The organism is Trinickia terrae, from assembly GCF_005144415.1.
Taxonomy (GTDB): domain Bacteria; phylum Pseudomonadota; class Gammaproteobacteria; order Burkholderiales; family Burkholderiaceae; genus Trinickia_A; species Trinickia_A terrae.
Window position 1 is genome coordinate 262,686 of the sequence record NZ_SWJE01000002.1, and the last position, 24,080, is coordinate 286,765.

26 protein-coding genes and 1 tRNA gene are annotated in these 24,080 nt (G+C 55.1%); 13 read left to right on the forward strand and 14 right to left on the reverse strand.

Annotated elements, in window-relative coordinates; genetic code table 11:
• The first annotated feature begins 16 nt into the window (after positions 1–16).
• The 5 genes from FAZ69_RS04415 (at position 17) to FAZ69_RS04435 (ending at position 6,046) form a co-directional block, all read left to right on the forward strand.
• Positions 17–1,651 carry a signal recognition particle gene (locus FAZ69_RS04415; RefSeq protein ID WP_240702107.1) on the forward strand — a complete coding sequence of 545 codons (1,635 nt, stop codon included), beginning with the start codon at positions 17–19 and terminating at the stop codon, positions 1,649–1,651.
• A 72-nt stretch (positions 1,652–1,723) separates the two neighbouring features.
• Positions 1,724–3,238 carry a plasmid replication protein, CyRepA1 family gene (locus tag FAZ69_RS04420; protein ID WP_136892728.1) on the forward strand — a complete coding sequence of 505 codons (1,515 nt, stop codon included), beginning with the start codon at positions 1,724–1,726 and terminating at the stop codon, positions 3,236–3,238.
• A gap of 452 nt (positions 3,239–3,690) precedes the next feature.
• Positions 3,691–4,134, forward strand: a complete 444-nt coding sequence (locus FAZ69_RS04425) for a hypothetical protein (RefSeq protein ID WP_136892729.1) — start codon at positions 3,691–3,693, stop codon at positions 4,132–4,134.
• 207 nt (positions 4,135–4,341) lie between these two features.
• Positions 4,342–5,487, forward strand: a complete 1,146-nt coding sequence (locus tag FAZ69_RS04430) for a site-specific integrase (RefSeq protein ID WP_136892730.1) — start codon at positions 4,342–4,344, stop codon at positions 5,485–5,487.
• A gap of 70 nt (positions 5,488–5,557) precedes the next feature.
• Positions 5,558–6,046, forward strand: coding sequence for a hypothetical protein (locus FAZ69_RS04435; protein ID WP_136892731.1), 489 nt, complete (start codon positions 5,558–5,560; stop codon positions 6,044–6,046).
• A 110-nt stretch (positions 6,047–6,156) separates the two neighbouring features.
• On the opposite strand, the gene FAZ69_RS04440 is transcribed toward FAZ69_RS04435, so the two are convergent.
• From FAZ69_RS04440 to FAZ69_RS04460, 5 genes are all read right to left on the reverse strand, one after another.
• Positions 6,157–6,516 (reverse strand): hypothetical protein, encoded by a 360-nt coding sequence (locus tag FAZ69_RS04440; protein WP_136892732.1) that lies wholly within the window; start codon positions 6,514–6,516, stop codon positions 6,157–6,159.
• On the reverse strand, positions 6,516–6,791 hold the full coding sequence (locus FAZ69_RS04445; protein WP_240702108.1) for a hypothetical protein: 276 nt from the start codon (positions 6,789–6,791) through the stop codon (positions 6,516–6,518). Before FAZ69_RS04445 ends, FAZ69_RS04440 begins: the two co-directional genes overlap by 1 nt.
• 109 nt (positions 6,792–6,900) lie before the next feature.
• The gene (locus FAZ69_RS04450) at positions 6,901–7,176 is read right to left on the reverse strand and encodes a zinc ribbon domain-containing protein (RefSeq protein ID WP_136892733.1); all 276 of its coding nucleotides are present in this window, start codon (positions 7,174–7,176) and stop codon (positions 6,901–6,903) included.
• 85 nt (positions 7,177–7,261) lie between these two features.
• Positions 7,262–7,789, reverse strand: coding sequence for a hypothetical protein (locus tag FAZ69_RS04455; protein ID WP_136892734.1), 528 nt, complete (start codon positions 7,787–7,789; stop codon positions 7,262–7,264).
• 30 nt (positions 7,790–7,819) lie between these two features.
• Positions 7,820–8,299 carry a hypothetical protein gene (locus tag FAZ69_RS04460; protein WP_136892735.1) on the reverse strand — a complete coding sequence of 160 codons (480 nt, stop codon included), beginning with the start codon at positions 8,297–8,299 and terminating at the stop codon, positions 7,820–7,822.
• A 162-nt stretch (positions 8,300–8,461) separates the two neighbouring features.
• Here FAZ69_RS04460 and FAZ69_RS04465 point away from each other — a divergent pair, with 162 nt between their 5' ends.
• Positions 8,462–8,704 (forward strand): helix-turn-helix domain-containing protein, encoded by a 243-nt coding sequence (locus tag FAZ69_RS04465; RefSeq protein WP_136892736.1) that lies wholly within the window; start codon positions 8,462–8,464, stop codon positions 8,702–8,704.
• A 5-nt stretch (positions 8,705–8,709) separates the two neighbouring features.
• Here FAZ69_RS04465 and FAZ69_RS04470 read toward each other — a convergent pair whose 3' ends face one another.
• Entirely contained in the window at positions 8,710–8,940 is a 231-nt protein-coding gene (locus tag FAZ69_RS04470; RefSeq protein ID WP_136892737.1) for a hypothetical protein, read from the reverse strand.
• 214 nt (positions 8,941–9,154) lie between these two features.
• Here FAZ69_RS04470 and FAZ69_RS04475 point away from each other — a divergent pair, with 214 nt between their 5' ends.
• Complete coding sequence (locus tag FAZ69_RS04475; protein ID WP_136892738.1) at positions 9,155–9,907, forward strand: toll/interleukin-1 receptor domain-containing protein; 753 nt, start codon at positions 9,155–9,157, stop codon at positions 9,905–9,907.
• Between the two features lie 22 nt (positions 9,908–9,929).
• Here FAZ69_RS04475 and FAZ69_RS04480 read toward each other — a convergent pair whose 3' ends face one another.
• Positions 9,930–10,418, reverse strand: coding sequence for a hypothetical protein (locus FAZ69_RS04480; protein ID WP_136892739.1), 489 nt, complete (start codon positions 10,416–10,418; stop codon positions 9,930–9,932).
• 65 nt (positions 10,419–10,483) lie between these two features.
• A complete protein-coding gene (locus FAZ69_RS04485; RefSeq protein WP_136892740.1) occupies positions 10,484–13,387 on the reverse strand; it encodes a DEAD/DEAH box helicase in 2,904 nt (967 codons plus the stop codon).
• A 273-nt stretch (positions 13,388–13,660) separates the two neighbouring features.
• On the opposite strand from FAZ69_RS04485, the gene FAZ69_RS04490 reads away from it, so the two are divergent.
• The 4 genes from FAZ69_RS04490 to FAZ69_RS04505 all read left to right on the forward strand — a co-directional run bounded on the left by FAZ69_RS04490 (position 13,661) and on the right by FAZ69_RS04505 (position 17,366).
• Positions 13,661–13,735 (forward strand) — tRNA-Gly (locus FAZ69_RS04490).
• A gap of 108 nt (positions 13,736–13,843) precedes the next feature.
• Positions 13,844–15,217: a site-specific integrase gene (locus tag FAZ69_RS04495; protein ID WP_136892741.1), complete on the forward strand. Its 1,374-nt coding sequence runs from the start codon at positions 13,844–13,846 to the stop codon at positions 15,215–15,217.
• 65 nt (positions 15,218–15,282) lie between these two features.
• Complete coding sequence (locus FAZ69_RS04500) at positions 15,283–16,314, forward strand: putative phage abortive infection protein (protein WP_136892742.1); 1,032 nt, start codon at positions 15,283–15,285, stop codon at positions 16,312–16,314.
• A 74-nt stretch (positions 16,315–16,388) separates the two neighbouring features.
• The gene (locus FAZ69_RS04505) at positions 16,389–17,366 is read left to right on the forward strand and encodes a replication initiation protein (RefSeq protein WP_136892743.1); all 978 of its coding nucleotides are present in this window, start codon (positions 16,389–16,391) and stop codon (positions 17,364–17,366) included.
• Here the strand turns inward: FAZ69_RS04505 and FAZ69_RS04510 are convergent.
• The 6 genes from FAZ69_RS04510 to FAZ69_RS04535 all read right to left on the reverse strand — a co-directional run bounded on the left by FAZ69_RS04510 (position 17,363) and on the right by FAZ69_RS04535 (position 23,069).
• Entirely contained in the window at positions 17,363–17,761 is a 399-nt protein-coding gene (locus FAZ69_RS04510) for a hypothetical protein (RefSeq protein WP_136892744.1), read from the reverse strand. The genes FAZ69_RS04505 and FAZ69_RS04510 overlap by 4 nt on opposite strands.
• A 21-nt stretch (positions 17,762–17,782) precedes the next feature.
• Positions 17,783–18,004: a KTSC domain-containing protein gene (locus FAZ69_RS34410; protein ID WP_096507154.1), complete on the reverse strand. Its 222-nt coding sequence runs from the start codon at positions 18,002–18,004 to the stop codon at positions 17,783–17,785.
• Complete coding sequence (locus FAZ69_RS04520) at positions 17,997–19,763, reverse strand: ATP-binding protein (RefSeq protein ID WP_206171172.1); 1,767 nt, start codon at positions 19,761–19,763, stop codon at positions 17,997–17,999. Before FAZ69_RS04520 ends, FAZ69_RS34410 begins: the two co-directional genes overlap by 8 nt.
• Before the next feature lie 2 nt (positions 19,764–19,765).
• On the reverse strand, positions 19,766–20,923 hold the full coding sequence (locus tag FAZ69_RS04525; RefSeq protein ID WP_136892745.1) for an SIR2 family protein: 1,158 nt from the start codon (positions 20,921–20,923) through the stop codon (positions 19,766–19,768).
• 346 nt (positions 20,924–21,269) lie between these two features.
• Complete coding sequence (locus tag FAZ69_RS04530) at positions 21,270–22,568, reverse strand: MT-A70 family methyltransferase (RefSeq protein ID WP_136892746.1); 1,299 nt, start codon at positions 22,566–22,568, stop codon at positions 21,270–21,272.
• A 123-nt stretch (positions 22,569–22,691) separates the two neighbouring features.
• The gene (locus FAZ69_RS04535) at positions 22,692–23,069 is read right to left on the reverse strand and encodes a hypothetical protein (RefSeq protein WP_136892747.1); all 378 of its coding nucleotides are present in this window, start codon (positions 23,067–23,069) and stop codon (positions 22,692–22,694) included.
• Between the two features lie 226 nt (positions 23,070–23,295).
• Between FAZ69_RS04535 and FAZ69_RS04540 the strand changes: the two genes are divergently transcribed.
• Positions 23,296–23,910 (forward strand): hypothetical protein, encoded by a 615-nt coding sequence (locus tag FAZ69_RS04540; protein ID WP_136892748.1) that lies wholly within the window; start codon positions 23,296–23,298, stop codon positions 23,908–23,910.
• A complete protein-coding gene (locus FAZ69_RS33180) occupies positions 23,898–24,071 on the forward strand; it encodes a hypothetical protein (protein ID WP_169708554.1) in 174 nt (57 codons plus the stop codon). The genes FAZ69_RS04540 and FAZ69_RS33180 overlap by 13 nt, the downstream gene beginning before the upstream one ends.
• The last annotated feature ends 9 nt before the right edge of the window (positions 24,072–24,080 follow it).

Sequence of the window (24,080 nt, forward strand, 5' to 3'; positions counted from 1 at the left end):
TTATTAAATGATCGATATGCCAACGAACACGACTCTCCATGCTGCCGAGCAAGCAGCCCACCCCAGCCAACTCTCGGGCTCGGACCGCAATCCCTCTATTTCCAGTACCGATGCCAATGGCGTCGAAGGTCAGCCTCACTCGCACAGGCGGCGGCAGCCCATTGGGTTGACGAATGAGCAGGCTCACGCGCCTACCGCGCCCGAACACGCCATGACGTCCGGAGCGATGAAGATCGCCATCAATCGCCTGGTCAAGAACAAGGCGTGCCCCGGCACGGATGATTTCAAACTTCTCGCGACAGAATTCGAGAACGTCAGCCTCACGCTCAGTGAAATTGCAGCCGCAATCGCTGACGGCTTTAGCTGGTGCGCCCAGCACATCGATCGTCGGAATGCGGCGAACTTCATCTGCACCGACGTTCTCGGTGTCGATCTGGATGAAGGGTGGACCTTTGATTCTCTGCTCGGCCATGAACTCGTGGCAGACCACGGGCTCCTGATCTATGAAACCTACAGTTCCACGCCCGAACGTCCGCGTCTTCGGGCTATGTTCCGCAGTCCGTCCACGATCACCGATGCCGACGAAATGCGGAAGGTCGTCCGCGGCCTCGTACGCACGTTCGGCGCGGATGAGTCATGTGTCGATCCTTGCCGCATGTATTACGGCAACGAAGGGTGCGAGCCGTATCTCATCGACAGGACGTTGACCGCCGAACAGATCGACTACCTCAAGGAACTCGGCGCGACCCAAGGGGATGATTACGAGCAGGATGGCGGCAATCGGAACGCGAACAACTTCGTCCGCTCGTCCCTGCACGTCGAAGAAGATCAATTGTTGCGCACCCGTGACGGGAAACACGTTCCCCTCTCTTTCCTCGCGAGCGGAACCTCCGTGCATTGCCCGCACCACTCCGACCGGAACCCGAGTGCGTTCGTAACGATGTCGTCTCAGGGCATCCGGGGTGTCCATTGCAGCAAGTGCCAGCAAACGTTCTGGCCGGAGACCATGCGCCGCAGCGATCTCAAGAGCCACGACTTCGAGCAATTCGAGCGGGCACTTTTCGCGGGCACATTGTCGGACGCCACGCATAACGTCGTCGTCAAGGAACTGAACGCCCAGTATCTTTCGCCGGAACAGGTCCCCTTTCATCCGGGCGTGCATCTCATCAAAAGTCCGAAAGGCAGCGGGAAAACCCATCTCCTGCGCCCGTTCGTCCAGCACTGCATCGATGTCGGCGAATCCGTCCTGCTCATCTCCCACCGGATCGCTCTCGCATCGGCCAGCGCAAATCGCCTCGGCACGTTCTGCTATCTGGACAAGTACGATCGGGAAATCGGAGGCGATCGGTATATGGCCTATGCGGTTTGCCTCGATAGCCTGCGCAAGCGGTTGAAACCGGGTGTTCACTCGTTCGATCACGTCATTATCGACGAGTCGGAACAACTCTTCTCGCACTTCCTGTCCTCGACGCTGGACGGCAAACGCGAGTCGGTGTTTCACACACTGAGCTTCTACGTGCGCGAGGCCAAGACCGTCATCGTCTGCGATGCCGATCTCGGTCGCCTGACATTCGAGGCAATCAAGTGCTGCCGTGATGGCATGGGCATCAAGGGCTATCTCCGCGAAGTCGAACCCGAACTTCAAGACTGAACGGACCTCACCACACACATCTGGGCGCAGACTCGCGCCCGGACACCCGCCACACAAAACTTCCAATTTATTATGGATAACTATATTTTTTACGTGAACAGCTACACGCCAACCGCTCGCACCATCGATCTCTATCAGTCGAAGAATCATCTGCTCAAAGACATGATGGACACGATGCGCAAAGGCGACAAGCACTACGTCGCCTGCAATTCGAAATCCGAGGCAGAAAGCCTCGCCGAGATGGCCCGCGTTGAAACCGGCCTGCGTGTTATGTGCATTACGTCGGCAAATTCCCAAGACCCTGAGATCAAGGACTTCATCAACAGCATCGTTGACCGCATTCGCGACTACGACGTGCTGGTGGCATCACCTTCGCTTGGCACGGGCATCGACATTACCTTCCCCGATCAGGAGCAGTGGATCGATTACGTCTGGGGCGTCTTCTCCGACAAGATCAACACGCATTTCGACATGGATCAGCAGCTCTGTCGCGTGCGGCACCCCAAGCATGTCAAGGCGTGGGTAGCCGAATCTAGCCTGCAATATGAGACCGGGCCATCGGCCATCAAGCGGGTAATCGTTGACCTCGATGAATTGCCGGAAGCGATTCGGGGATACGGTTCCCACGGGATGCCAATTGTCGATGACGACGATCCATTGCTGCACGTCTACGCCCACGCGGTATCGATGCAAAACGCGTCGAAGAACGATCTGCGCGGAAATTTCATCAAGCTCAAGGAAGGTAACGGGTGGGAGGTCAAACACATCGCTCCGCCGAAACCCGGGCGCGGCTCATCTGACGGGGCGGGCTCGAATATCGGTATGCAGGCAGCGGAAGCACGGAAGCGGCTTGAAGAAATGCACGCAGCGGATGTGTGCAATGCGGAACCGCTCACCGAGGAAGAATATCAGGCCTTGAACGATGCCATGATGCTGACATCCGACGAGCAGCTTTGTCGCGACCGTTACGCCATCGAAAAATTCTATGGGCAGGAGATCACCCCGGAGTTGGTGCTGATGGACAACCGCGGCCGCTATCGCACCCAGATCAACGCCATGTGCGAATTGCTGGAATCGGAGACCGTCGCGCTTGTCCGGACATACGGGAATGCGAAGACACATGCGCTTGATAAAAATATGGCGGCTCAACGGCAGGCGACATTGAAAGAGGTGCTGATGGCGTCTTGCATCTACGACGGAAAGCAGTCGTTCGACACCTCCCACCGGATGCATAAAGACAACATGCGGAATTTCGTGGATTGCTGCCTGAACTACAGGGCGCAAATTGCGCACCTGTTCGATATGGCGTTGCGCCGGGACATCGAAGACAAACCGTTGGCCCAGTTCAAGGAATTCCTCAATCTGATCGGGCTCGACACCGCAACAGATGGAAAAAGCGATGCTGGAGGTAAGCGCACACACTTCTACCGGCTCGACTCGGACCTGCTTGAGAGGACGATGAGCTTCGCAAAGTACCGGCTCAAGACGCGGATTCGCCCTGCCTTCCCGTCATACATCGGAACACCGTACCTGCTGAACCCGGATGGGGAGAGGGTATATCTGACCGAACCGACTTTCGAGGAATGACCGGACAGGATTGACGCTGGCCCTGCGCGTGATCGATCTCCCGCGCAACCTCGAACGAACATTGAGCCGACAAGTGCGCATCTTTTCAACTTCAACAACCGAATATACGGTCACTTGTCGGCTTCCTGATTTCGCGCCATCCATTCACTGGATCCTGCGCAAGTCGACGTTTACTATAGGTTCGCTTTGCCTTGACCATATGATAAATAATCCTTAATATTTTCATATCAACGAGGAAACGAACACTCGAGAGCACTGAATTTCTCAGTGCTCTACCCCACCCTACATGCGATCAGCGGTAGTGCGACTGATCTGGCGATCATACCTCTCGTGACGCCAACTTGATTCAAGTGCGGTGGTGTCCCCTCGGTCAGATACGTCCTTTTAACGTAATGATCGACGGCACCGCCCACATCTCCATGTGATGCCATCGAATTTTCAGGAAATCATCGATGGCTAACAGCATCCACACACCCGAGAAACGGACTCCATTCAACCTCAAGCTCTTTGCCTGTCTGCTGCCGGAGTTTCAAATCCCGCCAGACATCCCCGGAGTAACGTATTTCCCTGACGAGGCCTTATTCACCGACGAAGAAGGTAATCAACGGACATTGATCGATTTCTACTGCAAGAATAACCGCGTCCTCTGTCCACTGCACCCAGATAAACCGGCAGTCGGATATGTTTTCGAGGAATTCAGTTGCACCCTCGGCTTCCACTGTCCGGCTTGCAACACAACCTCGTGGTCCATTTCTCACTGGGAAGCGCCGTGCAAGGTTTGTGGTGTCCCCATAAGTCGATGGGAGGCAGTTACTCATGGACTCTGCCAGAACTGCGACGACTATCACGACACCATTTCAGGAATGGATTTTTCGGTCACAGACATCGACATCTAGCGCGTCAACTCAGGAATTATCGAAGAACCAAACCGCTTGCCGACCGACGGGCCTCCATCCGATGGGCCTCGGTCATGATCCAAATCTCGCGTCGCGCCCTGCTCCTCCGCGATTTTTCCCCTGCTGGCATGGGCCAAAGCTGTTGTCATACCCCGTGTCAGCCCGGATGGTGTTGCTCATCAATTACATTCCGTAAGGAGCAACGCCATGACGCTAATCCGTCGAAACAACAGCAAAAACTGGTACTACCAGTTCCAGATTCAGGGCAAGAAGTTCTTCGGTTCCACCGGAACGCCGAACAAGACGAAGGCCGCGCAGGTCGAACGTGAGATGCGCAATCGCGCACACAGCGAACGCTATCTCGGCGATGCGCCAGAGATCACAGTGAAGGACGCACTGGAGCAGTACGTGGAATCCCGCAAAGGCACCGCCTACTACAGTGGCATGTGGTCAGGCATCCGGAAAGCGATGGGGTACAAGCTTCACTCGAAGACGAAGGCGAAGCTTCCCTGCTATGGATTTTCACCGGACACGCTGTTGCATGAACTGACAACGCGTGATTTCGAAATCCTCGTCGCGAAACGCAAGGCCGAAGGCGACAATCCAGCGACGATCAAGCACGAGATTGGCTTGCTACGTGCGACCATCAACGAGATGACGAAGCTCGGCTTCAAAGTGAATCGCGAAATCGTATTCCCCGCGCTTAAGACTTCTTATAGGCTTCGATATCTGGATTCCAACGAGGAGTCGGCGTTATTGCTCGAACTCGAGCCGGAGCGGCTTAGAAACGGTTTAAAGCCGTTAGAAACGCGAACACCTGAAATGACGCGGAATGTGCAGGATAACTACGACATCACGGTTTTCCTGCTAGATACGGGATGCAGATACTCGGAGGTCGCGAATATTCCGTGGTCGGCGATCAGTCTTGATGCTTGCACCATTAGCCTCTATCGGAGCAAGGTACGGAACGAGGATGTTCTGCACATGACCTCGCGACTCGAAACGATTCTTCGTCGCCGGTGGGACGACCGCAGATCAGGGCAGCGATACGTCTTCGAAGATCGAACCGGCAACGAACGAGGCTACAGCACGAAGTCGATCAAGAAGGCTATCGAGCGGGCGCGGCTCAACGAGCCTGCCGTCGTAAAGGAACGCGGCGGACGCGTCACGCTGCACACGCTGCGACACACGTTCGCGAGCAAGCTCGTCAGGGCGGGCGTCAGTCTGTATGAGGTGTCGGTCCTGCTCGGCCACAGCGATCCGAAGATGACGCAGCGCTATGCTCACCTGAGCCCGAACGACGCGAGCCGGAAGGCTGTCAAGGTCATCGATTCGCTCCTGCAACCAGTCTGATGCATTGATACGGAATCGGCCCCGGTGTATACATCAGCAAACGCTTTGCCACATACAACGGGGACCGCGCATGCTGACCGATATTGGCGAATACATCGTCGGGGCGTACCTGCAACTGAAGCTCGATTGCGACGTGATCACCTACAATGCCCGCCCTCCCGGGGGTGGACTTGACGGTCTAGAAGAACTGGACGTCATCGGACTGAACTTCAAATCGAGGACGGCATACCTCTGTGAAGTCACCACGCACATTCGAGGAATTCAGTACGGCGATCAGCGCACGACCATCGAGCGGATCAAGAAGAAGTATTACCGGCAGCAGCAATACGGCATGAAGTATCTCAGCGATTTTTCGTGCCAGCACATGCTCTGGTCGCCCGTCGTCCCCAAGGGGTTTCTGACCAATGCACTGTCCGAGATCGACGGCCTACAGTGCGTGATCAATGGCGAGTACAAGCGCCGCATCGGCGAACTTCAAGCCCTGGCAGCTAACACAACGCACGACGCACGCAATCCGGTATTTCGTCTGCTGCAAATCCTGGCACACATGCGAGATTAGGCGGTTTCTCCGGCGCTTGGCGCGACGGGAAATTGAACACTTTCCATGTCTTATAAAAGACGTACAAGACCGGGATTCGTGGCACCGAGAACCCCGGAGTGGGACACCGATCACTTGTGCCCGTTACATTCCGGATCTGGATCATCTTCCCATGCTGGCGCCCACTCCCGGTTTGCCCATCGGGGGTGCGTCAAATCGAATGGCTTATCGAGTCCGAGGCGCGGGAGCTTCCGGTTATAGATGAATCCCGACGCGCCGACGTCAAAAAACCGTTTCTCCATCTCATGGAACTGCGCCGTGCAGTAGCGCGGACCATGCTCGAAGAACTCCGCACCTTCGAGCGGCGAATCAGGTGTCCATATCTGCCAGATGTATTTGTACAGACGGGAATTCGGGTGCAGGTAGGTCCCGAAGAAAACGAGGCCGGTCCCGCTCCATCGCTCGAAGTCTTCCCTCGTTGGTCGAAGCACTATGGGGCTCCGTCTGTCGTGCGCTTGCTGATATGGCCTTGCATCACGCCGTAGAGTTGCTGGGCATCGACGGCATCGCTATGCCAGAACTCGGGGCAGCAAAGCTCGCCATGTTTGATTGCAGCCCGCACCACGATTTCGATGCAGGGCTTGCCGTCGTCACGCTCACACATGCGACCGAGCAATGCTGCATGACCGTCCTTCGACTTCGCAACCAGATAGCCATTTTCGGAGGCAACGGGAGTCCATTGCCGAATGAGCGAGTCAATTGACATGACACCGATTCGCTCATTTGTCCCTGGGCACAGCGCGCCTACAAACAGTTCCTTGAACTCCTTTTCGATGTTCCTATAAATGCGAAACGCCACGAAGCCGACCCAGCAATCAAGACAATATTAAAGAGAGCACAAATGCCAGTAGAACCGATACGAGCACGCACGGGAAAAATTCCCAGCTACGCCACCAGTCAAGATAATCCAAAGCCATGCCCAGCGCAAAGAAAAAGGCGATCACGAAGGCTAAGAACCTTATTACGATTCCATCTGAATCAATGCTTGCACCTGAAAGTCCAGATGCATTTTGGACCTCTCTGGTGCAGTGCGGGCAGACCTCTGCCTCATCGTGCATCGGTTTATAGCAATGAGGGCAATCGGTCAACATGCGAAGAGTGCTCCTTGACAATTCTCTATCCAATCACTGAATCACTAGATTGAGTGATTGGTGCCAACATCCACACACCTACCGACTAATAGCTTCTCTGCGGCCCGCCGCCCGACGGTTTTTCTCCAACGCACACGAGACGCATATGATCACGGATGTCCTGCCTTCCCGGCACCGGGCGGTCCATCATCAGCGCCATCGTACTGTCGCCATCTGTTCCTATGAGGGCTGCGCTGTAGGAATTTTTATTCTTCAAGTATGTAGAACCGAGGAATTCATCCACAAAAGATATCTTCAGCATTCCGTCTTCGATTTTCACCCGGAATATCCCACTCACGTCGTCAGCATTTCGATGCCCGGTGCGTGGGTCGGGGCGCGAGTTCAATCGAGAATAGTGTCCGTCATCACGGAAACGGTAGTACGCGTGTTCGTCAGTCACATTTCCATCCACCGCCTCACGACAATTGAAACCTCGCTGGCTGCCGAGTTTTGGCCCCACGAGGAAATCGAGCGTCACATCAACAGGCGTTTTCGCCAAGCACACGCATGAAATTGCCATCGTGATTGCCCCCAACCCAAGCTTGCAGAAAGTCTCCACTCCGGCTCTATTCACAAAAATCTCCACAGCATTTTGAATTAGTTATCACCGAACCAGCCCGATCTCGAATTCCATCTTGCGAATACGCGCCTCAACCTTCGAATCATAATCCGGCGTAATTCTGTAATCCTCCGGCCAACTGGTCGTTACGCTGCATAGCTGCATGCTTCTTTGCGGACGGGAGTTTTGCGGACTGTCGCCATTTGTGATGTACCAAGCGTCGTCCGCACAACGCTGCTCAACTAAATCCGCGCTTTTGAACGCCCTACTCTTTGCCAGAATGCCGATCGCCTGATGCATTTCGAATGGAATATCGCGGCGGATTTCGCGAGCGGCTTGGACGTTCCCCCTCGACTCAACCCGATTCGCCGTTGCCGATAAGCACTGCATCTTCAATTGAAGATATTGCTTGCAGCTCGGGCCTAGCTCATCGGCCCGGCAAGCACCTGCGTGCAGCGCAATTGCCGCAATAACTGCGGCGGCGACTCGCCCCGCCCCCGTGAGACCGATTTCTAGTTTGATCATGTGACTTCATCCCGTGGGTCTTTCTGTCATTTTCCAGTGACAAACGCCGCCAGCGCGACTGGGGTAGCCGTCAATTGTCACTCATAGTGCGTGCTACTATAGAGAGTGGCTTCATAAAGGTCAAACCCATACCCTCCGTTGGATGTTTTTGGACGTCCAACGATGGATTACGACCCGCTAGAGTTGTTCGGAAAACGGCTGGTGGAGCTGAGGAAGGCGAAGAGCTGGTCTCAGGAGAGGCTCGCCCTCGAATCTGGCTTGGCGAGGTCGTATGTTGGCGGCATCGAGCGCGGTCAACGGAACATCGCCCTCTACAACATCTGCGTCCTAGCTGAGACACTGGGCGTCGAGCCAAGCGAGATGCTGGCGTTTGAGCCTGCGCATGGGAAGCATCGGCGCAGGTAGGCCAGTCACGCCTCCCGGTCCCGGCGCGCGTACTCGGCCCACGCCGAGTCGATTAGCGATAGCGGGACCTCATTGGACTCACACCCCGGCACGTTTTCCAGGAGATTCAGCAGCATGTCGGTGAAAGTGGCCCGCGAAAGGGAACAGCCAAAGTCCTCACGCACCGCAACAGCCAGATCACGAATCTGTTCAGCGGTAAGTGGCGGGAACCCGTCGTCGAAAAAGTTGGCGTTCATGCCACGACTATCCTTCAGAGGGCCCTGCCGGGCAACGCGACCGAATCTCCCAGTGCTGGATCGGCATATACTTGTGCCCTAGCTAGTCGCCGAGAACCCACAGACACCGGCGAGAAGTTCGCCAAGCAGGTACCAGTGAAGCTGACAGGAAGAATCCGGCGCACGCGACAACGCTACACGTTCAGAACAAGACCGACCGACAAGAGCATCACATATGGCCACACGGCAGAAGACCAAGAAAGCGAAACCCGGCACCTTTGCCGACCGATTTTTGGCACGATTGCGCGAGCTCACGAACGAAGATCGCGACATGATTCCCAACAAGACGCTTCGTGAATCCCTTGGCTGGGACGACGACAGATATCAGCGCGTTAAACGGAATCTTGTCGACCAGCAGCTAGTGAAGGTCGGTCAGGGGCACAGCGGGCTGATTGGCCTATCCGGTCCTCTTACGGAGCCTGAGTCGCCAGAGCCTACGCAAGATGCCGAAATTCGTCCGTTGACGCTATTCCTGTCCTACTCACATGCGGATGAGCAACTAAAGAACGAGCTATTGAAGCACCTCGTTCCGCTGCAGCGCATCGGCCTGATAAACGCTTGGCATGATCGGAAGCTTAAGGCAGGCGACGATATCGACCACGAAATACTCACACAGATGAGAAAAGCCGATATTGCGTTGTTTCTGATTAGCGTTGATTTCATTAATTCCGCCTATTGCCATGATGTCGAACTCAGCGAGGCGCTCGCCATGCATTCGCGCGGGGAAGTAACGCTTATACCGGTCGTGCTGCGAAGCTGCCTATGGCAGCACACCGCTCTCAAGGAACTCCTCGCTCTTCCTCGCGACGGGAAGGCGGTAAAATCCTGGCCCGATCAGGACGAAGCTCTGGCGAGCGTCGCCGAAGGAATCAGATTGAAGGCCATCGAACTGCAGCAGGAGAAGCAACATTCGCTTGGCCGCGCGTAAGACCATGCCGAGCGTAGGACCGCTACGCTCGGCGCTCAATGACTTCCGTTCCGGTATCGCCTCTGTACACCGCGAAGCAAATAAGACGGTCACGTAATTCAGGTGGCGACACTTCCACGTAGGTCTCGGCGGAATCAATGTTGACAAACATCGCCAGTGGATAGTCGAGGACTTCAGTCATAACCCGCAGCTTTTCGAAGTCCAAGATAGCTTGCCGTTCGGTGGACCGTCGCTTGATCTCCAAGACTGCATGGTTGCCGTCTGTTCGTGCTCGATGGCGAGACGGATCGAATGGTTCATGGATGACGATGTCAGGCCTTTGCGATATACCGTGAATGAGTAGTCGCTTTTGATATTCTTGCTCGATCACGGTCCCTGCGGTCAGCGGTACACGCCGATGAAGCTCAATGATGAGCGCCCCTTGGAAACCGCGCTCGGTTTCGAAAAAACGCGGCTCGATGATCGAGGAAAGCGCTGCACGGAAAGCCCCGATCAAGTTTTCCCTTCTCATAAGACACTCAATGGCGCTACCAGTTCACGTGCTTTGGGAGCACACCGCTTCATTCGCGGACTTCATCAAGGGTAGATCCTAAATGGAAGGTCATCCGCCTTTGCCTGACCGGGCGTTGCAAGCCACTGCCATAGTTGAGCTTGCGTAAGGTTCCCTTCACAAAGCCGGAGAAGCGCCTCACCGAGATCGTGACTCTCCACAACGGCCAGTCTACCGCACGCGTTGATCACGCTTGGCACGCTGGGGTCTACGCCGGGATGGCAGAGCGTTACGCAGAATGTTTCCTTGTATCCGTGAACCTCTGATGCGGCCAAAACCTCGACCGCAGAGTTGTAATCAACCAACTTATCATTGACTTTCGACTTCAACTCGATGACGAGAGGCGGTGAATCCGTGAGTTCAAGAAGATAGTCGGGAGCTCCCGTTACCGTCTTATCGTCCAGGCGCTGAAACTTGATGTTGAGCAACTGCATGACCTTTTCGAAGGCGGCCTCAAACGCAGTGCCCCGGGAGGTATAGTAGGTCTCCACATGTTGAGCGTTGGGGCAGCGCTTTGCACGCACAGCATGCCTCTCCGCAACTCGCTGACGTTGCTGCTGCTTCCACTGCCTCGAAGCATCACGCAACCAGTTCGCTTTCGCATGTGGCGACGGCTGAACCTTCTCAAACACGCTTAATCGAACTGCATCAGCTTCTGGCGTGCCTAGCATCAACTGATCCAGCGATACATATCCACGCAGTCGAAGCCCAAGTATTTCGCTACGGGTCAACGCGAAGGCACCGCCCCGCGTGTTCAACCAAGTCATCCAGACTACGTCGTCGGGAAGCCCTTCGGCAACGCGTATTGCCAACCGACGGATGTATCGCGGTAGCTTTCGAAGATTAGCAAGTTGGTCGTCCGGGATCAAGAGATATGGCAGCCTAACCATGCCCGGCGCCCTAACATCCGCCGCGGCTTCTATAATCGACGCAACCCCTTGTAACACCCAACAGACATTCCGAAACATATCTCGCAGATGTCCGGCGCTCAACGTCTCGAATGAATTTTCCAAGTCTCGAAGCGTGGCCCCATTGATCCAGTCAATGGTGATCTTAGCGGCGTTGATGGGATGCGGGTCCGATTGCCAAACCGGCTCGATCAGTTCTGCCTTATAGCGATCAGCGTCTATCAGGAAGCGCTCACCCATCTGAAACGGCAGCGGCCGAGTCTGCTTTGCACGTTTCCCACCGCGGAACTCGGGGGAGCTAAAACATGCGGCGACCGTTAGGAACGCCAGTTTGTTCGCGTCTCCCGGGCTTGCCGCAGCAGGAAGATACCCAGACAGAATGGACGCTTGCTTCACTAGATGGCGCACAAGCACAGTCCCGGTCTCAGGGAGCAGTCCAGAGTGGGCGATTGCTTTGCCCAACTGTGTCGCTACAAGGCGTCCGGAACTCGCTTCGAGCAGCAGGGCCTCCTGGACAAGATAATCTATCGACTGTCCCAGCAACCTCGACCAAGAAAGAAATGCGGAGGTGTTCCGATCTTCTTCTCTTAATCCACTCAACGTCGATTTAACGAGCGAATCCACCTCCGCCCTAGACGCACAGAGTCCAGATGCAACAAGCTGTAGCGTCAGCTGATCGAACCTGCTCGGACCGATTCTTGACTCTAATGGTGGGAGACTACCGAGGTCTAGGTACTGCCTCGACGCACGCGCTTGCTGCTCTTGCTGCGCCAAAAAAATAACGCGGCCGTGTTCATGCTCAAACCCCATCCGCCCCACACGGCCCGCCATATTATGAAATTCCGCAGATGGGATCGGTTCAAAACGTCTTTGATCGAAGTTCCAACGTTCCCATAAAATTATCGCAGCCCCCAACGGGAAATTGACGCCTGCAGCTAAAGTCGTCGTGGCGAACACAACGTCGAGCTTTCCTTCAAGAAGATGCTGTTCGATAACGGACCGCTCTTCTTCGGTCAGATCCGCGCTATGCACAGCAAATCTAAACGGCAAATATTGCGCCAAGCGCGAATTGGCCGAGGTCGCTGGAAACGCATCGAATGCGAGAGAAAGTTGCCCGCTAATGCCCTTTGATACTGACTTGAAGTACCCGTCTGCGAGTTCGTAGATCTGTCGCCGGGTGGCACAAAACACTATGATCGGGCTTGGCGCTGGCCTTTGATTCAGCAGCACTGCCAAGGTGCTTAACACATCTAATCGAATGCCTCCTGCGTGCGCCGTGTGCGTGATATTTTCGGGAGCTGCCGTTTCGACCGAGAATATCCCTCCACTTGCCCAGCATTCGTATCGGAGCGGTTTCTCGCGTTTGTGCTCGACAACCAGCACTACGCCAAGCCAGTGAGCAAGCTCTTGAGCATCCCTAGCCTGCAACACAGCTGAAAGACCGACAAACTGCTTCCAGCCCGCGTTACGTAGCAGGGACAGTAGGACCTCCACGTTCTGTCCACGATGTTCGTCGCCGATGAGCTGGATCTCGTCACACACCACGACAGTGGAGGTCATATCAGCCGGCACGCCACCAGCCGACAAAAGTGCTAGATATTTTTCGTAGGTGGCGACAACCAGTGGTGCCTGGAGCGGGTTCCTCGGCACACTTCCATCTGCCGCCTCGACGTAGTCGCCAGTCGCGATCACTAGTGACGCTAGGTCACCACCTAGGTGGCTGCCAATCAGGAGCGAGCGGAAGTCGTCAAATTTCTGTCTAGCGAGTGCGCGGTGGGTAAGTAAATAAACAGTGCGACAATTCTGCTCAAGCCCGTGCGCGATTGCCCAAAGCGCTATCTGGGTCTTGCCTGTGGACGTTGGTGAAACGACGAGTGCGCTTTCTCCTCGCCCAACGCCCGCATTTAGCGCCGCGAACTGTGCATCGGTTAAAGAAACGCCCTCGCCATCGTCTTCACGGTGGACAAGCGACGCTAAGGTTGCGGCCGAAAGCCCATGGTTTTCCGGAAGCTCGAATTTCATGGTGGTCTCTCTTGCGCTTATCGTTCGAAGTGCGGGAACAACATCGAAACTGGTATTTTTTACCGAGCACAGACATACCGAAGCTTCCCAATTCTACAGTCGAATCGGGCGCTTCTTGCGCAAGTTTGTATCCGTAGGCGGAGTCGTGCTGGGCGGGTCAGAAGGAAGCAAGCGCTGCCAGCAAGAACTTCCGGAGTGGCGCCACTTTTCACGCCAGCAGCCACGCCACCGCTCTCCCCAACCCACCCAAAACCCTGTAGAATTGCGTGCTCCGCGGGCGTCGTATAATGGCTATTACCCTAGCTTCCCAAGCTAGAGACGTGGGTTCGATTCCCATCGCCCGCTCCAAAACCGCCCCAGCCTTATCTAACAAGGCTTTGCGGGTGGTGCTGCAGAATCCAACCCACACGTAGCACCCACAGTCTGCTCAAAATATAGGCACTCGGAGCCAATCGAGTGCCCATCAAAATCCCCCGGCTTGTTCGCGACAGCAAGACAGGCATCTTCTATTTCCGCTACACCCTTCCCCGTCATCTGGCCGCCCAGATTAATCAGACAAGCATTTATACTTCGCTTCGGACCAGGAACAACAAACAGGCTCGCGCAATGGCCGCGATGCTCAACTATGGGATCGAAATGAGCAAGCCAATCGACCTGAGCAAGGTCAGGGAACTTCTCAAGATCAACATCGCTGAGGGTGTTTTCGAAGCGGACACCGAAGACGAGCAGGAACGAGGATTGAGAATTCTCGAACAGATGGCATCGCTGCGACAAAACGCCGCACCCAAACCATCAGCCAGCCCTGACCGCATCCGGTCGGCAGAGCGATCGCCGCAAACCGCGCCGCCCCAAAAGCATACGCACCTCATGGCCGCCATTGTGCCGGGATACATCAAGGAAATTGAATCCAGCCTGAAGCCAGCCACCGTTTACAAGCACAAGCAGACACTCAAGCTCTTCATCGACCAGGCCGGGGACAAGCTGATCGACAGTTACACGAAGGAAGACCTTACGGCGTTTAAAACACAGATGCTGAATGCGGGCCGCGTTGCTCACACGGTCAATCAATGCCTGTCGCATATCAAGAGCTTCTTCGCATTTGCAGCTGGTAACGGCTATGCGGAAGTAAAACGGAATCCCGTTGATGACATGTTCATCAAGAACGCGAAGAATGCCATCAAGAAGCGGGAGATGTTTTACGACGACGATCTTGCTGTGATATTCGACTGGAAAAACTACCAGAAGCTCGCTATCAAACCCGACTACTTCTGGGGTCCGCTCATCTGTCTCTATAGTGGCATGCGCATTGAGGAAGCAACATCCCTTGAAATCGCTGATATCAAAGAGCAAGACGGCATCCCGTTCTTTCGCGTGCTCGATGCCAAAACGCCCGCAGGTAACCGCCCGGTTCCTATTCACTCGAAGCTGATCGAACTCGGCCTTCTCGATTTCGTCAAGCGCGTTCAGTCCGTGCCTGACCGTGAAAACGAACGGCTGTTCTGGTATCTGATCGACGGGCACAACGGCACGAAGAAAAACCTCTCCCGACGATTCTCCGAATATCTGCAAAAGCTCGGCGTTAAATCCGACGCAACCTGCTTTCATTCGCTCAGACATACGACCATCACCCGGTTTGCCGGACTGAACGTGAATAACAGCACGATCTATCAGTTGACCGGCCACGCGGAAAAAGGCAAAGGCAATGCGCACTTCGACTACCTGCATATGCTGCCCATGCCAACGCTCAAGGCCGCCATTGAAGCCCTCGACTTCCACGAGCGGATCGATTTCAGCAACTTCAATCATCGCCGAGCTTTCACCGTTTTCTGAGCCTTCAGCATGAACTCTCGGTGCCGCATGTTCCGCTATCTATACGACACAAGTGGGGAATTCGCTTGACTACCACCTATAGTTCTAATTTGGCACAGACCGTAAAGCCTTCTATGCGATCGGATGACGCACGATTGGTATTCTGGATCGTCATTGTTGTCACCTTCGCATCGCTAATTGTTCTGCTTTGCTACGCACTTCGGTTTCCGCACTTCCCAGTCGCCGATACGGAGGAATGGGCTCGATATGGCGAATACGTCGGGGGTACTATCGGCCCGATCGCTGGGTTCGCGACTATCGTCATCCTTTGGCGCACGCTCCAGATTCAGCGCGCGGACGCTCGGGACACAGCCCACAACTTCTCGGAGCAGCTTGCGGCAACCAGGAAGCAACTCGCCGCGACTCAAATTCAGGGGTTCGAGCAATCCCTGTTTTCATGGCTTTCGCTACACAGAGATATTCTCAATGCCGTTCAACTACAACCGATCGAACGCGCAATGAGCAATATTAGAGGATTGCATGCGCTAGAGCATTGGTACACTGCAACGTTCGATGAGGATACGGTATCGACAGAACTTCGGGGATGGCTACTCGAAACCGAAGCGCCGGGCGAGTATGACAATTCGCTCATCGCAGCTTCATTCACGAAGCTCGAAACACTTCCTGAGTTTGCTCAAGCACAGGCTCAGGAAATCCTGCTCGAAAGATGGGAGGATCTCTACAAAGGGGCCTCCTTTCAGCTCGACGCCTACTTCAGAACACTCTTTCGCCTTTTCAAGTGGATCGATAGCACGTCGTCCAGTCTACTCACGCCGGAGCAACGGTGGGAATACGCCGCTCTGGTGCGCGCTCAACTATCATGGATCGAACTCGCATTTTTATTCTTTAACGGTATGACTGAGAGGGGCAAGGCGTTTGTACCGTATTGTCAAAAATATGCTCTCTTTGATAACTTCGATACTAGCAATGATTCCGTGTTGAGCTTCCTACGCGCGCGAAAATCCAATCCATATGGAGCCAGCGCCTTCAGTTCAACGCAGGCACGAAAGAACCCAGCATTAGGTATGCAACCTAGTGCAACTGCTCCGATTGTGTAGATGTGTGGTCGATTCAGACTTGACTGTAAGGCAAAAGTTTTGTTTGTTAGTCATCAGACTAACAAACAAAACAAATGAACCAACAACTAGAAGATTTCTATAATCATCTGAACAAGGCCGTAGTCACCACCAACGATTTCGCCGAAGGCACCAAATTTCGCAAACGCGAGAAAGTCGATCAGTTCGCTTATTGCGGACTGAACCCGGTCTACCGGGCCTACCTCAGCTTTGACCTCGACAGCCCCGCATCGGCATGCCGGTTTGAGGATGTCAACTTGCCCACCCCGACCATCATCACCGTGAACCGCAAGAACGGGCATAGCCATATGCTCTATCGGCTCAATACGCCGGTTGCATATCACAAGACCAGCCGAAGTGCCCCCCAGGATTATTTCGAGGCGATCCAGTCCGAGATGGAATCCCGCCTGTCAGCGGACCCCGCATTCAATCACACGCTCACGAAGAACCCGCTGCATCCTGCGTGGGAAGTCATCACATTCCCGGCCAGCTACGATCTGACGGACTTTACCGAATGGATCGACTTGCCAAAGCGGTCGACCGCGCATTCGCTTCCCGACAACATCGTCATCCAAGGCCGCAACGACGAACTATTCCATACGCTTCGTCTGTGGGCATACAGTGCCGTGCGTCAGCATGGCGACTTCGATGCGTGGTATCAAACCGCCCTCGCCCGAGCCGAAGAGATCAATGCGCAATTCGACAGGCCTCTGCAATTTTCGGAAATCAAGGCTACCGCTCGATCCGTCGCCAAATGGCACTGGAAAAATCGCAACTCGGTGGATAGCCGTCGCCGTGTCCTGTCTTTCACCGATGAAACAGCCATCGAACGCATGCGCAGCGGAGCAGACCATACCAATGCCGTACGTCGGCAGAAATCGTTGGACACACTTGTCAAGGCAGCCAATGAGCTATATCCCATCTATGGAAACGAACTCAGCCGTCGCCTGCTCATGGAACACACCGGCATGAACATCAAGACCGTCAGCAAATATTTCCAGGAAGCAACGGCACCCCTTGGACTGAGACACTAGAAAACTTGCCCGAGCAAATCGCCATAAGCCCAAATGGCAGTACCAAGAACGATCATCCACGCGCCGAGATAACCTGCGACCTTGTCCAGACCATCTTGACGAAACCGCTCGATCGTCTCTTCGTCGTATTTGATCTTTGCAGTCTGAATCGGACCAGAGTCATCTATTGAGACGAGTTTTCCCATTGCGACATGCATGGATGCACCGCCCACACCATGTCGGCCTAGGCGAATGACGCTGCGGTAACCGAGCAATGCTCCGGCCAACGTAACAATAGCCCCTGATCGCTGGAACCACGCCCATGACGACTTTCCCAGGTCAGCATGGACAGACAACCCGACAGCCAACATAGAAAAAATGAGCAGGAATCCAGGGTTTTGAAGAGCTTTACGCATCTGAACACCAAACACAATCAATTAGCCAGCGTAACGACCGTTTGGCTTGTAGTCGAGCACTTGATGGATGTATTGCCCTCGCGACTGCCCAGGTGCTGTAAACGCCTCCCAAACATGCGGAGGACAGCCCGAATACCACCACTCAACACCATCGGGAAACCGCACGTAAATTGTCTCAGACTCCGCGTCGTATTTTTCCGCAACAATCCGGGTTGAGCCGGCCACGGGTATCCAATCATTCATGTTCAGCCTCGTATGTTCCGCGCCAAGCCGCCAAAGGCGCAGCAATATCAGGCAGTTGGGGATCCATCCGCCATGATTCAAGCGAGGGATCTTCGGCTAGCGGCATGGGATTCGGTTTGTCCAGCATTGCCCTGACTGGTAGCACAAGCGACTCCCCACTCACTATCGCCTCGCCTGTCCGCAGCGATGGCAAAACTGCAGCAAGCCCTGCCACCATATCTGGTAAGGCGGAACGTATTGCCCCTTGATCTCCTGCGTTTGTCAAACGAAGAGCGATTAGAGTCCCACATTGCGCCAGCGCTGTATCCGGTAGTTCCGTTGGTCGCTGCGTGACGAGCAGGAGCCCCACGCCGTATTTGCGTCCCTCACGCGCGATACGATTTGCCGACTCACGAGTCGTTGCGTTTGCCGATTCGCCTAAATATCGGTGAGCTTCCTCAAGGACAATCAAAACCGGGCTTGGCCTTCCGATACCTGGCCCCTCCGGTTCGCTTCTGAGCGCGACCTCAAATAGCATATTGAGAACTACGCCAATAGCGAGATCAGCCGCCGTCGCTGGCACGCCGCTGAAATCAAGCACCGAAACGGGTCGATCTCCACCGAGCCATTCCTGCATAACTTCCACGAGAGGATCCGGTCCCGCATGATTCCCCATAGGCTCTTGAAAAAATCTGAGTCGCTGGTCAAGCAACCCAAGCCGTAGCAACTCGGGCATGGAACCATACACGCCGTAAGTCGGCGCTTGATGCGGCGGTTGGCCGCCTTGCCCATATGGGGTGAATCTTGCCGACCGAAGCGTGGCCGGGTCACCTTCATCCTCCCTACATACTGTCGCCGAATCTGCCTTGACGCGGCGAGTTTCACGGTTCTCGGAGTCCAGTCTGTGCCATACGGGACGGATATCGAACGGAACCGGAGTATCGGCGGTTACCGCAGTGGGATCTAGGTTTAGCCACTCTGCTGCCGCTACGAATTCCCGCCGCGCTTGAGCAACCAGTTCATTGAATCTGTTGATGAAGCTCGCACCGCCCGACGTACCTGTAAAGATACGTATTATGTCTACGGCGGGAAGCGCCCAATAAGGGACCCGCAATCGGTTTTCGGCCCGTCCTACCAATACACTGCGAACCGACGCGCTGTCGGCAAGTGCCCGAGCATATTCACCATGCGGATCGACAACTACTATGTTTGCCGCACTCCATCCTCCACGCACAAAGTTCTGCATCAGCGAGGCGACAACGCTCGTCTTACCAGATCCAGTCGATCCCACGACCGCTGCGTGACGGACGACAAATTTGGATACGTTCACACACACCGGCACATCTTCGGCCGCAGCTAAACGACCCAAACGAAGATGCGTTTCATCCGCTCGCGGAAATATGGCCGCCAACTCTTCAGGGGTCGCAAAATGCACTGGGTCATCGAGGCCTGGAAACGTGCCCACCCCGCGCTGAAACCGCCCGGTTGCGCGATCAATTTCTCCGAGCAGTTGAATCTGAAGCCACCGTTCGTCTCGCTGAACCGCGTCAAATGGAGCTACTTTGTCGGCAAGCTCGGAGATTCCTACCAAAGTGACGGTCGCAATGAGATCGATGAGACCCTGCGGAATTCGCACCAATGAACCGATCTGCCCGATAGGTTGCAACTGACCTTTATAGATCGGTGCCACGCCAGCCAAGTCGGGATTCAAGGCGACGGTAATGGTTGACCCAAGGACGTGACGGACCTTACCTACGCATGTCGGATCAAGATCGCGCATTGTCACGCTCCTCCATCTGCAGGCAGGTTCTGCGCTACTGCATCAAGCAGCTGGCGCAGACGACCGTCAACATCGGGCTCTCGTGAGGCGCTTTTCGCCAGAAATTGCGCCAATCGCCGGAAATCGCCCAGCAGAAAGCGGCCATCTTCAAATATCCCGCCTATGTTATTTTCCGGCACTGCCCACGCAGCCCTTATGCCTCCGATAATGGCTTCGCGATCCCCAACTACCTGTATGTTCGGAGTAAGCAGCGCTCGCTCAGCAAGTAGCTCAGGAATAGTTGAATAGCAGAAGACAGCAATCTCGGTTCGTTCCCGGCGAACAGCGGCATCGAACAGCAATTCATTGAGGTGCGCGTCACCAAACGAATAGCCACCGACAATTACAAGTGTCTCCGGCTGGTGTAACGCCCTGCGCATCCGGTCTTGCAGCACCAAAAAGGGAACGCGCCGTGACTCTTCGTATTTTGTATCGGATGGATATATTGCCGCCGCGACCTCTTCGCCCACGGCTTGGCCGACGCGAACCACCTGCCGGGCATCCCATGCCCAATTCACTGACCCGTGGAGCTTCCAAAGGCGCGTGAAGAAAGCGGGCACTGAGTCTTGCTCTGATCCCGGAGCGGTCTCGACTAGATCCGTTTGAAATCTTGCCCGAAGGTTTCCTATGAATCCGTCAAAGTAGGCAACCTGCAGCTCTTCGAGTGCCGTCTCGAAGAGAAGGTCATAATTCACCGTAAATATTTCTACCGGGAAGTGATAGTTTGCTCGCGCCAGCCACGCGGCAAAATGGCGCGTCGCAGTGAGATCAGCGTGGCCTATGTCGACTTCCGAAATGATTACTCTACAAATCGCTCGATCTAGCTCTGTCGCACCGGCAGCTGTTAGCCCATCGATCGCCTGATCGCCAGTCAAGAGCGCAGAGATGCGCCTCAACCTGCTCAAACCTTCTTCGAGATTCCTCCCGTGGAGCAGCCCAGTCAATGAATCGCTTTGAGGCTTCGGCAGGGCAGCAAGAATTCGCCGCTGTAACTCAGCCACATCTGGCAATCCGCATGCCTTCGATGTGCCCGCACCAAACAACGCGCACACATGACGGGACCGCGTCGCCAGCTTGGCGCTCAGCCCTGTTGCAAAACGCAAGGGATCATGCTCGGCCATCTTTACGCACCTCGGGCAGATGTCCGGTCAAGATTACACTATTGTCGTAGGATTGCACGGCAAAAATTGGGGTTTTTCGACCGGAACGGCCCGAGTCAGGTAATTAGCCCGCATGCTCAAATCGCGTGAGCGCACAGCCAGCGGCGGGATACCGCACGAGCGGCATGCAGATCAGAGGGAGATCGAAGTCCCAAACGAGACACCAGTAAGGAAACACCAGCCCGAAGGGCAAACACAAATAAAAAATGGTCGAAGCACATTTCGACCATTCTTGTACTGCATCAATCATCAAACTGCCTGCATCAACCGCTCTGCGATGTGCTCATGTACAGAGGGCCTTTTACCACTATGCCGCCTCCTGCCCAAGATCGTTGACCGCATCGCCTGCTTCGGCCATTTCCACCAATTCCCCAGCCACCGGCTCGATCGCCATCGCATCGACGATCTGCTGCCCGAGCGGAACCGCCGGGCCATGCTGCACTTCGTTACCCCAGGAATACCAGCCGTCGCGAGAAACACCACGGCGGAACAGTTCCATCTTCGGCAGTTCCGGGTACATCCTCTCGATCACCCCGTAAAACTCGTCGGGCTTCTGGCTGTGCATTCGACGGTCGAACTGGAAGACCGATGCACATCGCGACTCCGCAGCAACCGTGGGCATGCGGTGACCGCGAAGCCCGAACAGCAGCACCTCGTGATTGACACGGAAATACTGCCCCATCCCACCCGCCCCTTTGTGCCAGATCGCCTGAGTGATGTAGCGAAAGCCCCAAGCCTCGATAACCTTCAGCCCGTCGCCCACAAGTGATGCCGGAACCCACAGGAACAGGGCAGCATCGTCTGCAACCGAAGCACTGTCGCGAAGCAGATCGCAGATTTCGCTCGTAGCCATCGTCGGATAACCGAGGGTCGTTTCCGCCATGTAGTCCCAAGGCGGATCGGCATAGATCACATTGAACGGCCCGACCGGGTGATCGAATGGACGATTCAAGTTGCGGATCGCCTGCACGGCGTTCGCCTGAAGCTTTCGCTTTTTCTCACTTTCCTCCTTGCGGGCCTTCTTGGCGGCCTCGTTCAGCTTCTCGGCCGACTCGCTTACCAGCTTGTCCAGTTCGTCCTGTGACAGAGTAATCACGGCTGCCGCATTGCTCACATCGAGCCGGCCGGAATCAACGGCTTCGATCAGGCCGTCGTGCCCTGAGCGGATAACCTTGCCAGCTCGTTGCACTGAGTCGACCGACACATGCAGACCAGCGGCAGCCTGCTTCTGGGATACCGCCTGAGCGGTATGCTGGTTGGCTCCGACACCCGTGTTCGTCAGGCGTGCAGCAACCATCGCTCGCTGGCTGTCGCTCAGGTGACGACGATGCAGGTTTTGGCTAACGATAAATGACAGTACCGGCATGTCCAGATGCGGGACGGCGAGATAGACCGGATTGATCCCGAGTTCGCGGCAGGCCCGCAGCCGCTGACGGCCGTCTATGATCTTGTCGTGATACACCAAAATCGGCATCCGTTGCCCATGCTTTTTAATGTCGTTCTTGAGCTGCCAGAACTCTTCATTGGTCATGTTGGGGAAGACCCCGGCCGCACCGTGGACTTCAAACTGTTCATAAATGCTGACATCATGATTGATCACTTCCATGTAAACCTCCTTGATTAAGTTTCGATTCCCTGCCGCCAGACATGCGACAGGAATTTTCACAGCAATATTGATTCGTTATCCTATATAAATAGGATTCATATTTCCGCTACAACCAAGCCTGATTTAGTCGCCGTCCTCCATAGCAAACATCTTTTCAAGCACTGCGAGACCTTCTTTAATCGTCAGCATATGCAGCTCCTCGTAGCTCAGGCCGCTGTATTCCAAATACTCTTTCGTGCGGTCGATTTTCGTGACAACTGGATTCTCTTTCATGTACTGAAGATGGATTTTTTCGTGCCTATCTTCGACAGCAATCAGACCATCGGCATTGACATAGTCAATGATCTGGATGGCCGGGTAGGAATGGCCCTTGTAGATGATCTGAACCCGCTGGATACTGCTCCCACAGGCATAGGAATCCACTGCCACGATTTGATAGGTGCGACCATCGGACGGAACGGTGAACGGATGAGGTTTAACTTTCTTCGTTTGCTTTTTCATGCTGATTCTCCTGTATTGATAAAGGGTTAAGGTGATCGGCACCGTGCTTCGCGTGAATTTCCCGGGTTTCGTCTGCACCGTGTCGATGATTGAAAGTTTGCCCGGATGCCATCAAAATCTCGCGGACAGCTTTCCGGGATTGCTGTCATGGACGCGGTGAAATGACGGCCGACCGGCCCTTTGCGAGCAACTGGCGCGGCGAAATTGCGAGGTAGGGACGAGAGACATGGCCGACGAAGTGAAAAAAAACAACACCGGGCCGAAGCCACGCAGCATTTTGGACACGGTCCGTTCCCGCGCATGGGTGGCAGATCTGAAACGACGGACGAACACGCAGACCTATGCTGCCCTGAGCCGTGCGCTGTTTGGCGACGGAAGCAGCGTTGCACCCACCTGGCATCACTACATGAGCGGGAAGCGCACGCCGGACTTAGTAACGCTCACGCTTGTCGAAAAAGCGAAGGTCGCCAGAGGATCAACAAAGGTTCTAAAAATCGGTCCGATGGAGGACCAGGTGAATATCCCTCTCTGGCGTCTGTTCGAGGAACAGGCCGATTTCGCCGCCTATCTGGACGAGATTCTGGGGGATCAGGGGATCGAACGTGGCGCACGTTTGCGCACACAGATCGTGCTCGATCTGTTCGCTGAGCCTGCCGCCCGGGCGGTAGCCAGAAAACAGTCCAAACCAGGCTGGCCGGACGGCAATGCCGTTGAAGCGGCTTGCGGATCAGGTTATTTCGTGCAGACGCTTGCCGGATTCGCCATGGCCGTCGCGGCTGGCGTTGCGCAATGGTTGATGGGGCCGATGTGGAGCTACTCCAGCTTTTGTTGGTCAGCCTGATCGAGGGACCGGCGGAAACAATACTGGATCGCCACGGCATTCGTGAGGGAATCCGTGATCTGATCGGTGCCATGGCGGTCGAATATCATCTGGGCCGGCTGGATCTGAGGTCGGCCGTAAGTGCGCGCGACCAGTTCAGGCTCGTGCCCACGCCGGCCTGACCCGCATTC

Coding starts and splice junctions, on each gene's coding strand:
- FAZ69_RS04450 (WP_136892733.1), bottom strand. CDS start 7,176: ATGTTGACCGATTGCCCTCATTGCTATAAACCGATGCACGATGAGGCA.
- FAZ69_RS04535 (WP_136892747.1), bottom strand. CDS start 23,069: ATGAAAAAGCAAACGAAGAAAGTTAAACCTCATCCGTTCACCGTTCCG.
- FAZ69_RS04465 (WP_136892736.1), top strand. CDS start 8,462: ATGGATTACGACCCGCTAGAGTTGTTCGGAAAACGGCTGGTGGAGCTG.
- FAZ69_RS04470 (WP_136892737.1), bottom strand. CDS start 8,940: ATGAACGCCAACTTTTTCGACGACGGGTTCCCGCCACTTACCGCTGAA.
- FAZ69_RS04475 (WP_136892738.1), top strand. CDS start 9,155: ATGGCCACACGGCAGAAGACCAAGAAAGCGAAACCCGGCACCTTTGCC.
- FAZ69_RS34410 (WP_096507154.1), bottom strand. CDS start 18,004: ATGAATGATTGGATACCCGTGGCCGGCTCAACCCGGATTGTTGCGGAA.
- FAZ69_RS04445 (WP_240702108.1), bottom strand. CDS start 6,791: ATGTCAATTGACTCGCTCATTCGGCAATGGACTCCCGTTGCCTCCGAA.
- FAZ69_RS04460 (WP_136892735.1), bottom strand. CDS start 8,299: ATGATCAAACTAGAAATCGGTCTCACGGGGGCGGGGCGAGTCGCCGCC.
- FAZ69_RS04420 (WP_136892728.1), top strand. CDS start 1,724: ATGGATAACTATATTTTTTACGTGAACAGCTACACGCCAACCGCTCGC.
- FAZ69_RS04480 (WP_136892739.1), bottom strand. CDS start 10,418: ATGAGAAGGGAAAACTTGATCGGGGCTTTCCGTGCAGCGCTTTCCTCG.
- FAZ69_RS04525 (WP_136892745.1), bottom strand. CDS start 20,923: ATGGCCGAGCATGATCCCTTGCGTTTTGCAACAGGGCTGAGCGCCAAG.
- FAZ69_RS04425 (WP_136892729.1), top strand. CDS start 3,691: ATGGCTAACAGCATCCACACACCCGAGAAACGGACTCCATTCAACCTC.
- FAZ69_RS04530 (WP_136892746.1), bottom strand. CDS start 22,568: ATGGAAGTGATCAATCATGATGTCAGCATTTATGAACAGTTTGAAGTC.
- FAZ69_RS04540 (WP_136892748.1), top strand. CDS start 23,296: ATGGCCGACGAAGTGAAAAAAAACAACACCGGGCCGAAGCCACGCAGC.
- FAZ69_RS04485 (WP_136892740.1), bottom strand. CDS start 13,387: ATGAAATTCGAGCTTCCGGAAAACCATGGGCTTTCGGCCGCAACCTTA.
- FAZ69_RS04510 (WP_136892744.1), bottom strand. CDS start 17,761: ATGCGTAAAGCTCTTCAAAACCCTGGATTCCTGCTCATTTTTTCTATG.
- FAZ69_RS04520 (WP_206171172.1), bottom strand. CDS start 19,763: ATGCGCGATCTTGATCCGACATGCGTAGGTAAGGTCCGTCACGTCCTT.
- FAZ69_RS04505 (WP_136892743.1), top strand. CDS start 16,389: ATGAACCAACAACTAGAAGATTTCTATAATCATCTGAACAAGGCCGTA.
- FAZ69_RS04435 (WP_136892731.1), top strand. CDS start 5,558: ATGCTGACCGATATTGGCGAATACATCGTCGGGGCGTACCTGCAACTG.
- FAZ69_RS04415 (WP_240702107.1), top strand. CDS start 17: ATGCCAACGAACACGACTCTCCATGCTGCCGAGCAAGCAGCCCACCCC.
- FAZ69_RS04430 (WP_136892730.1), top strand. CDS start 4,342: ATGACGCTAATCCGTCGAAACAACAGCAAAAACTGGTACTACCAGTTC.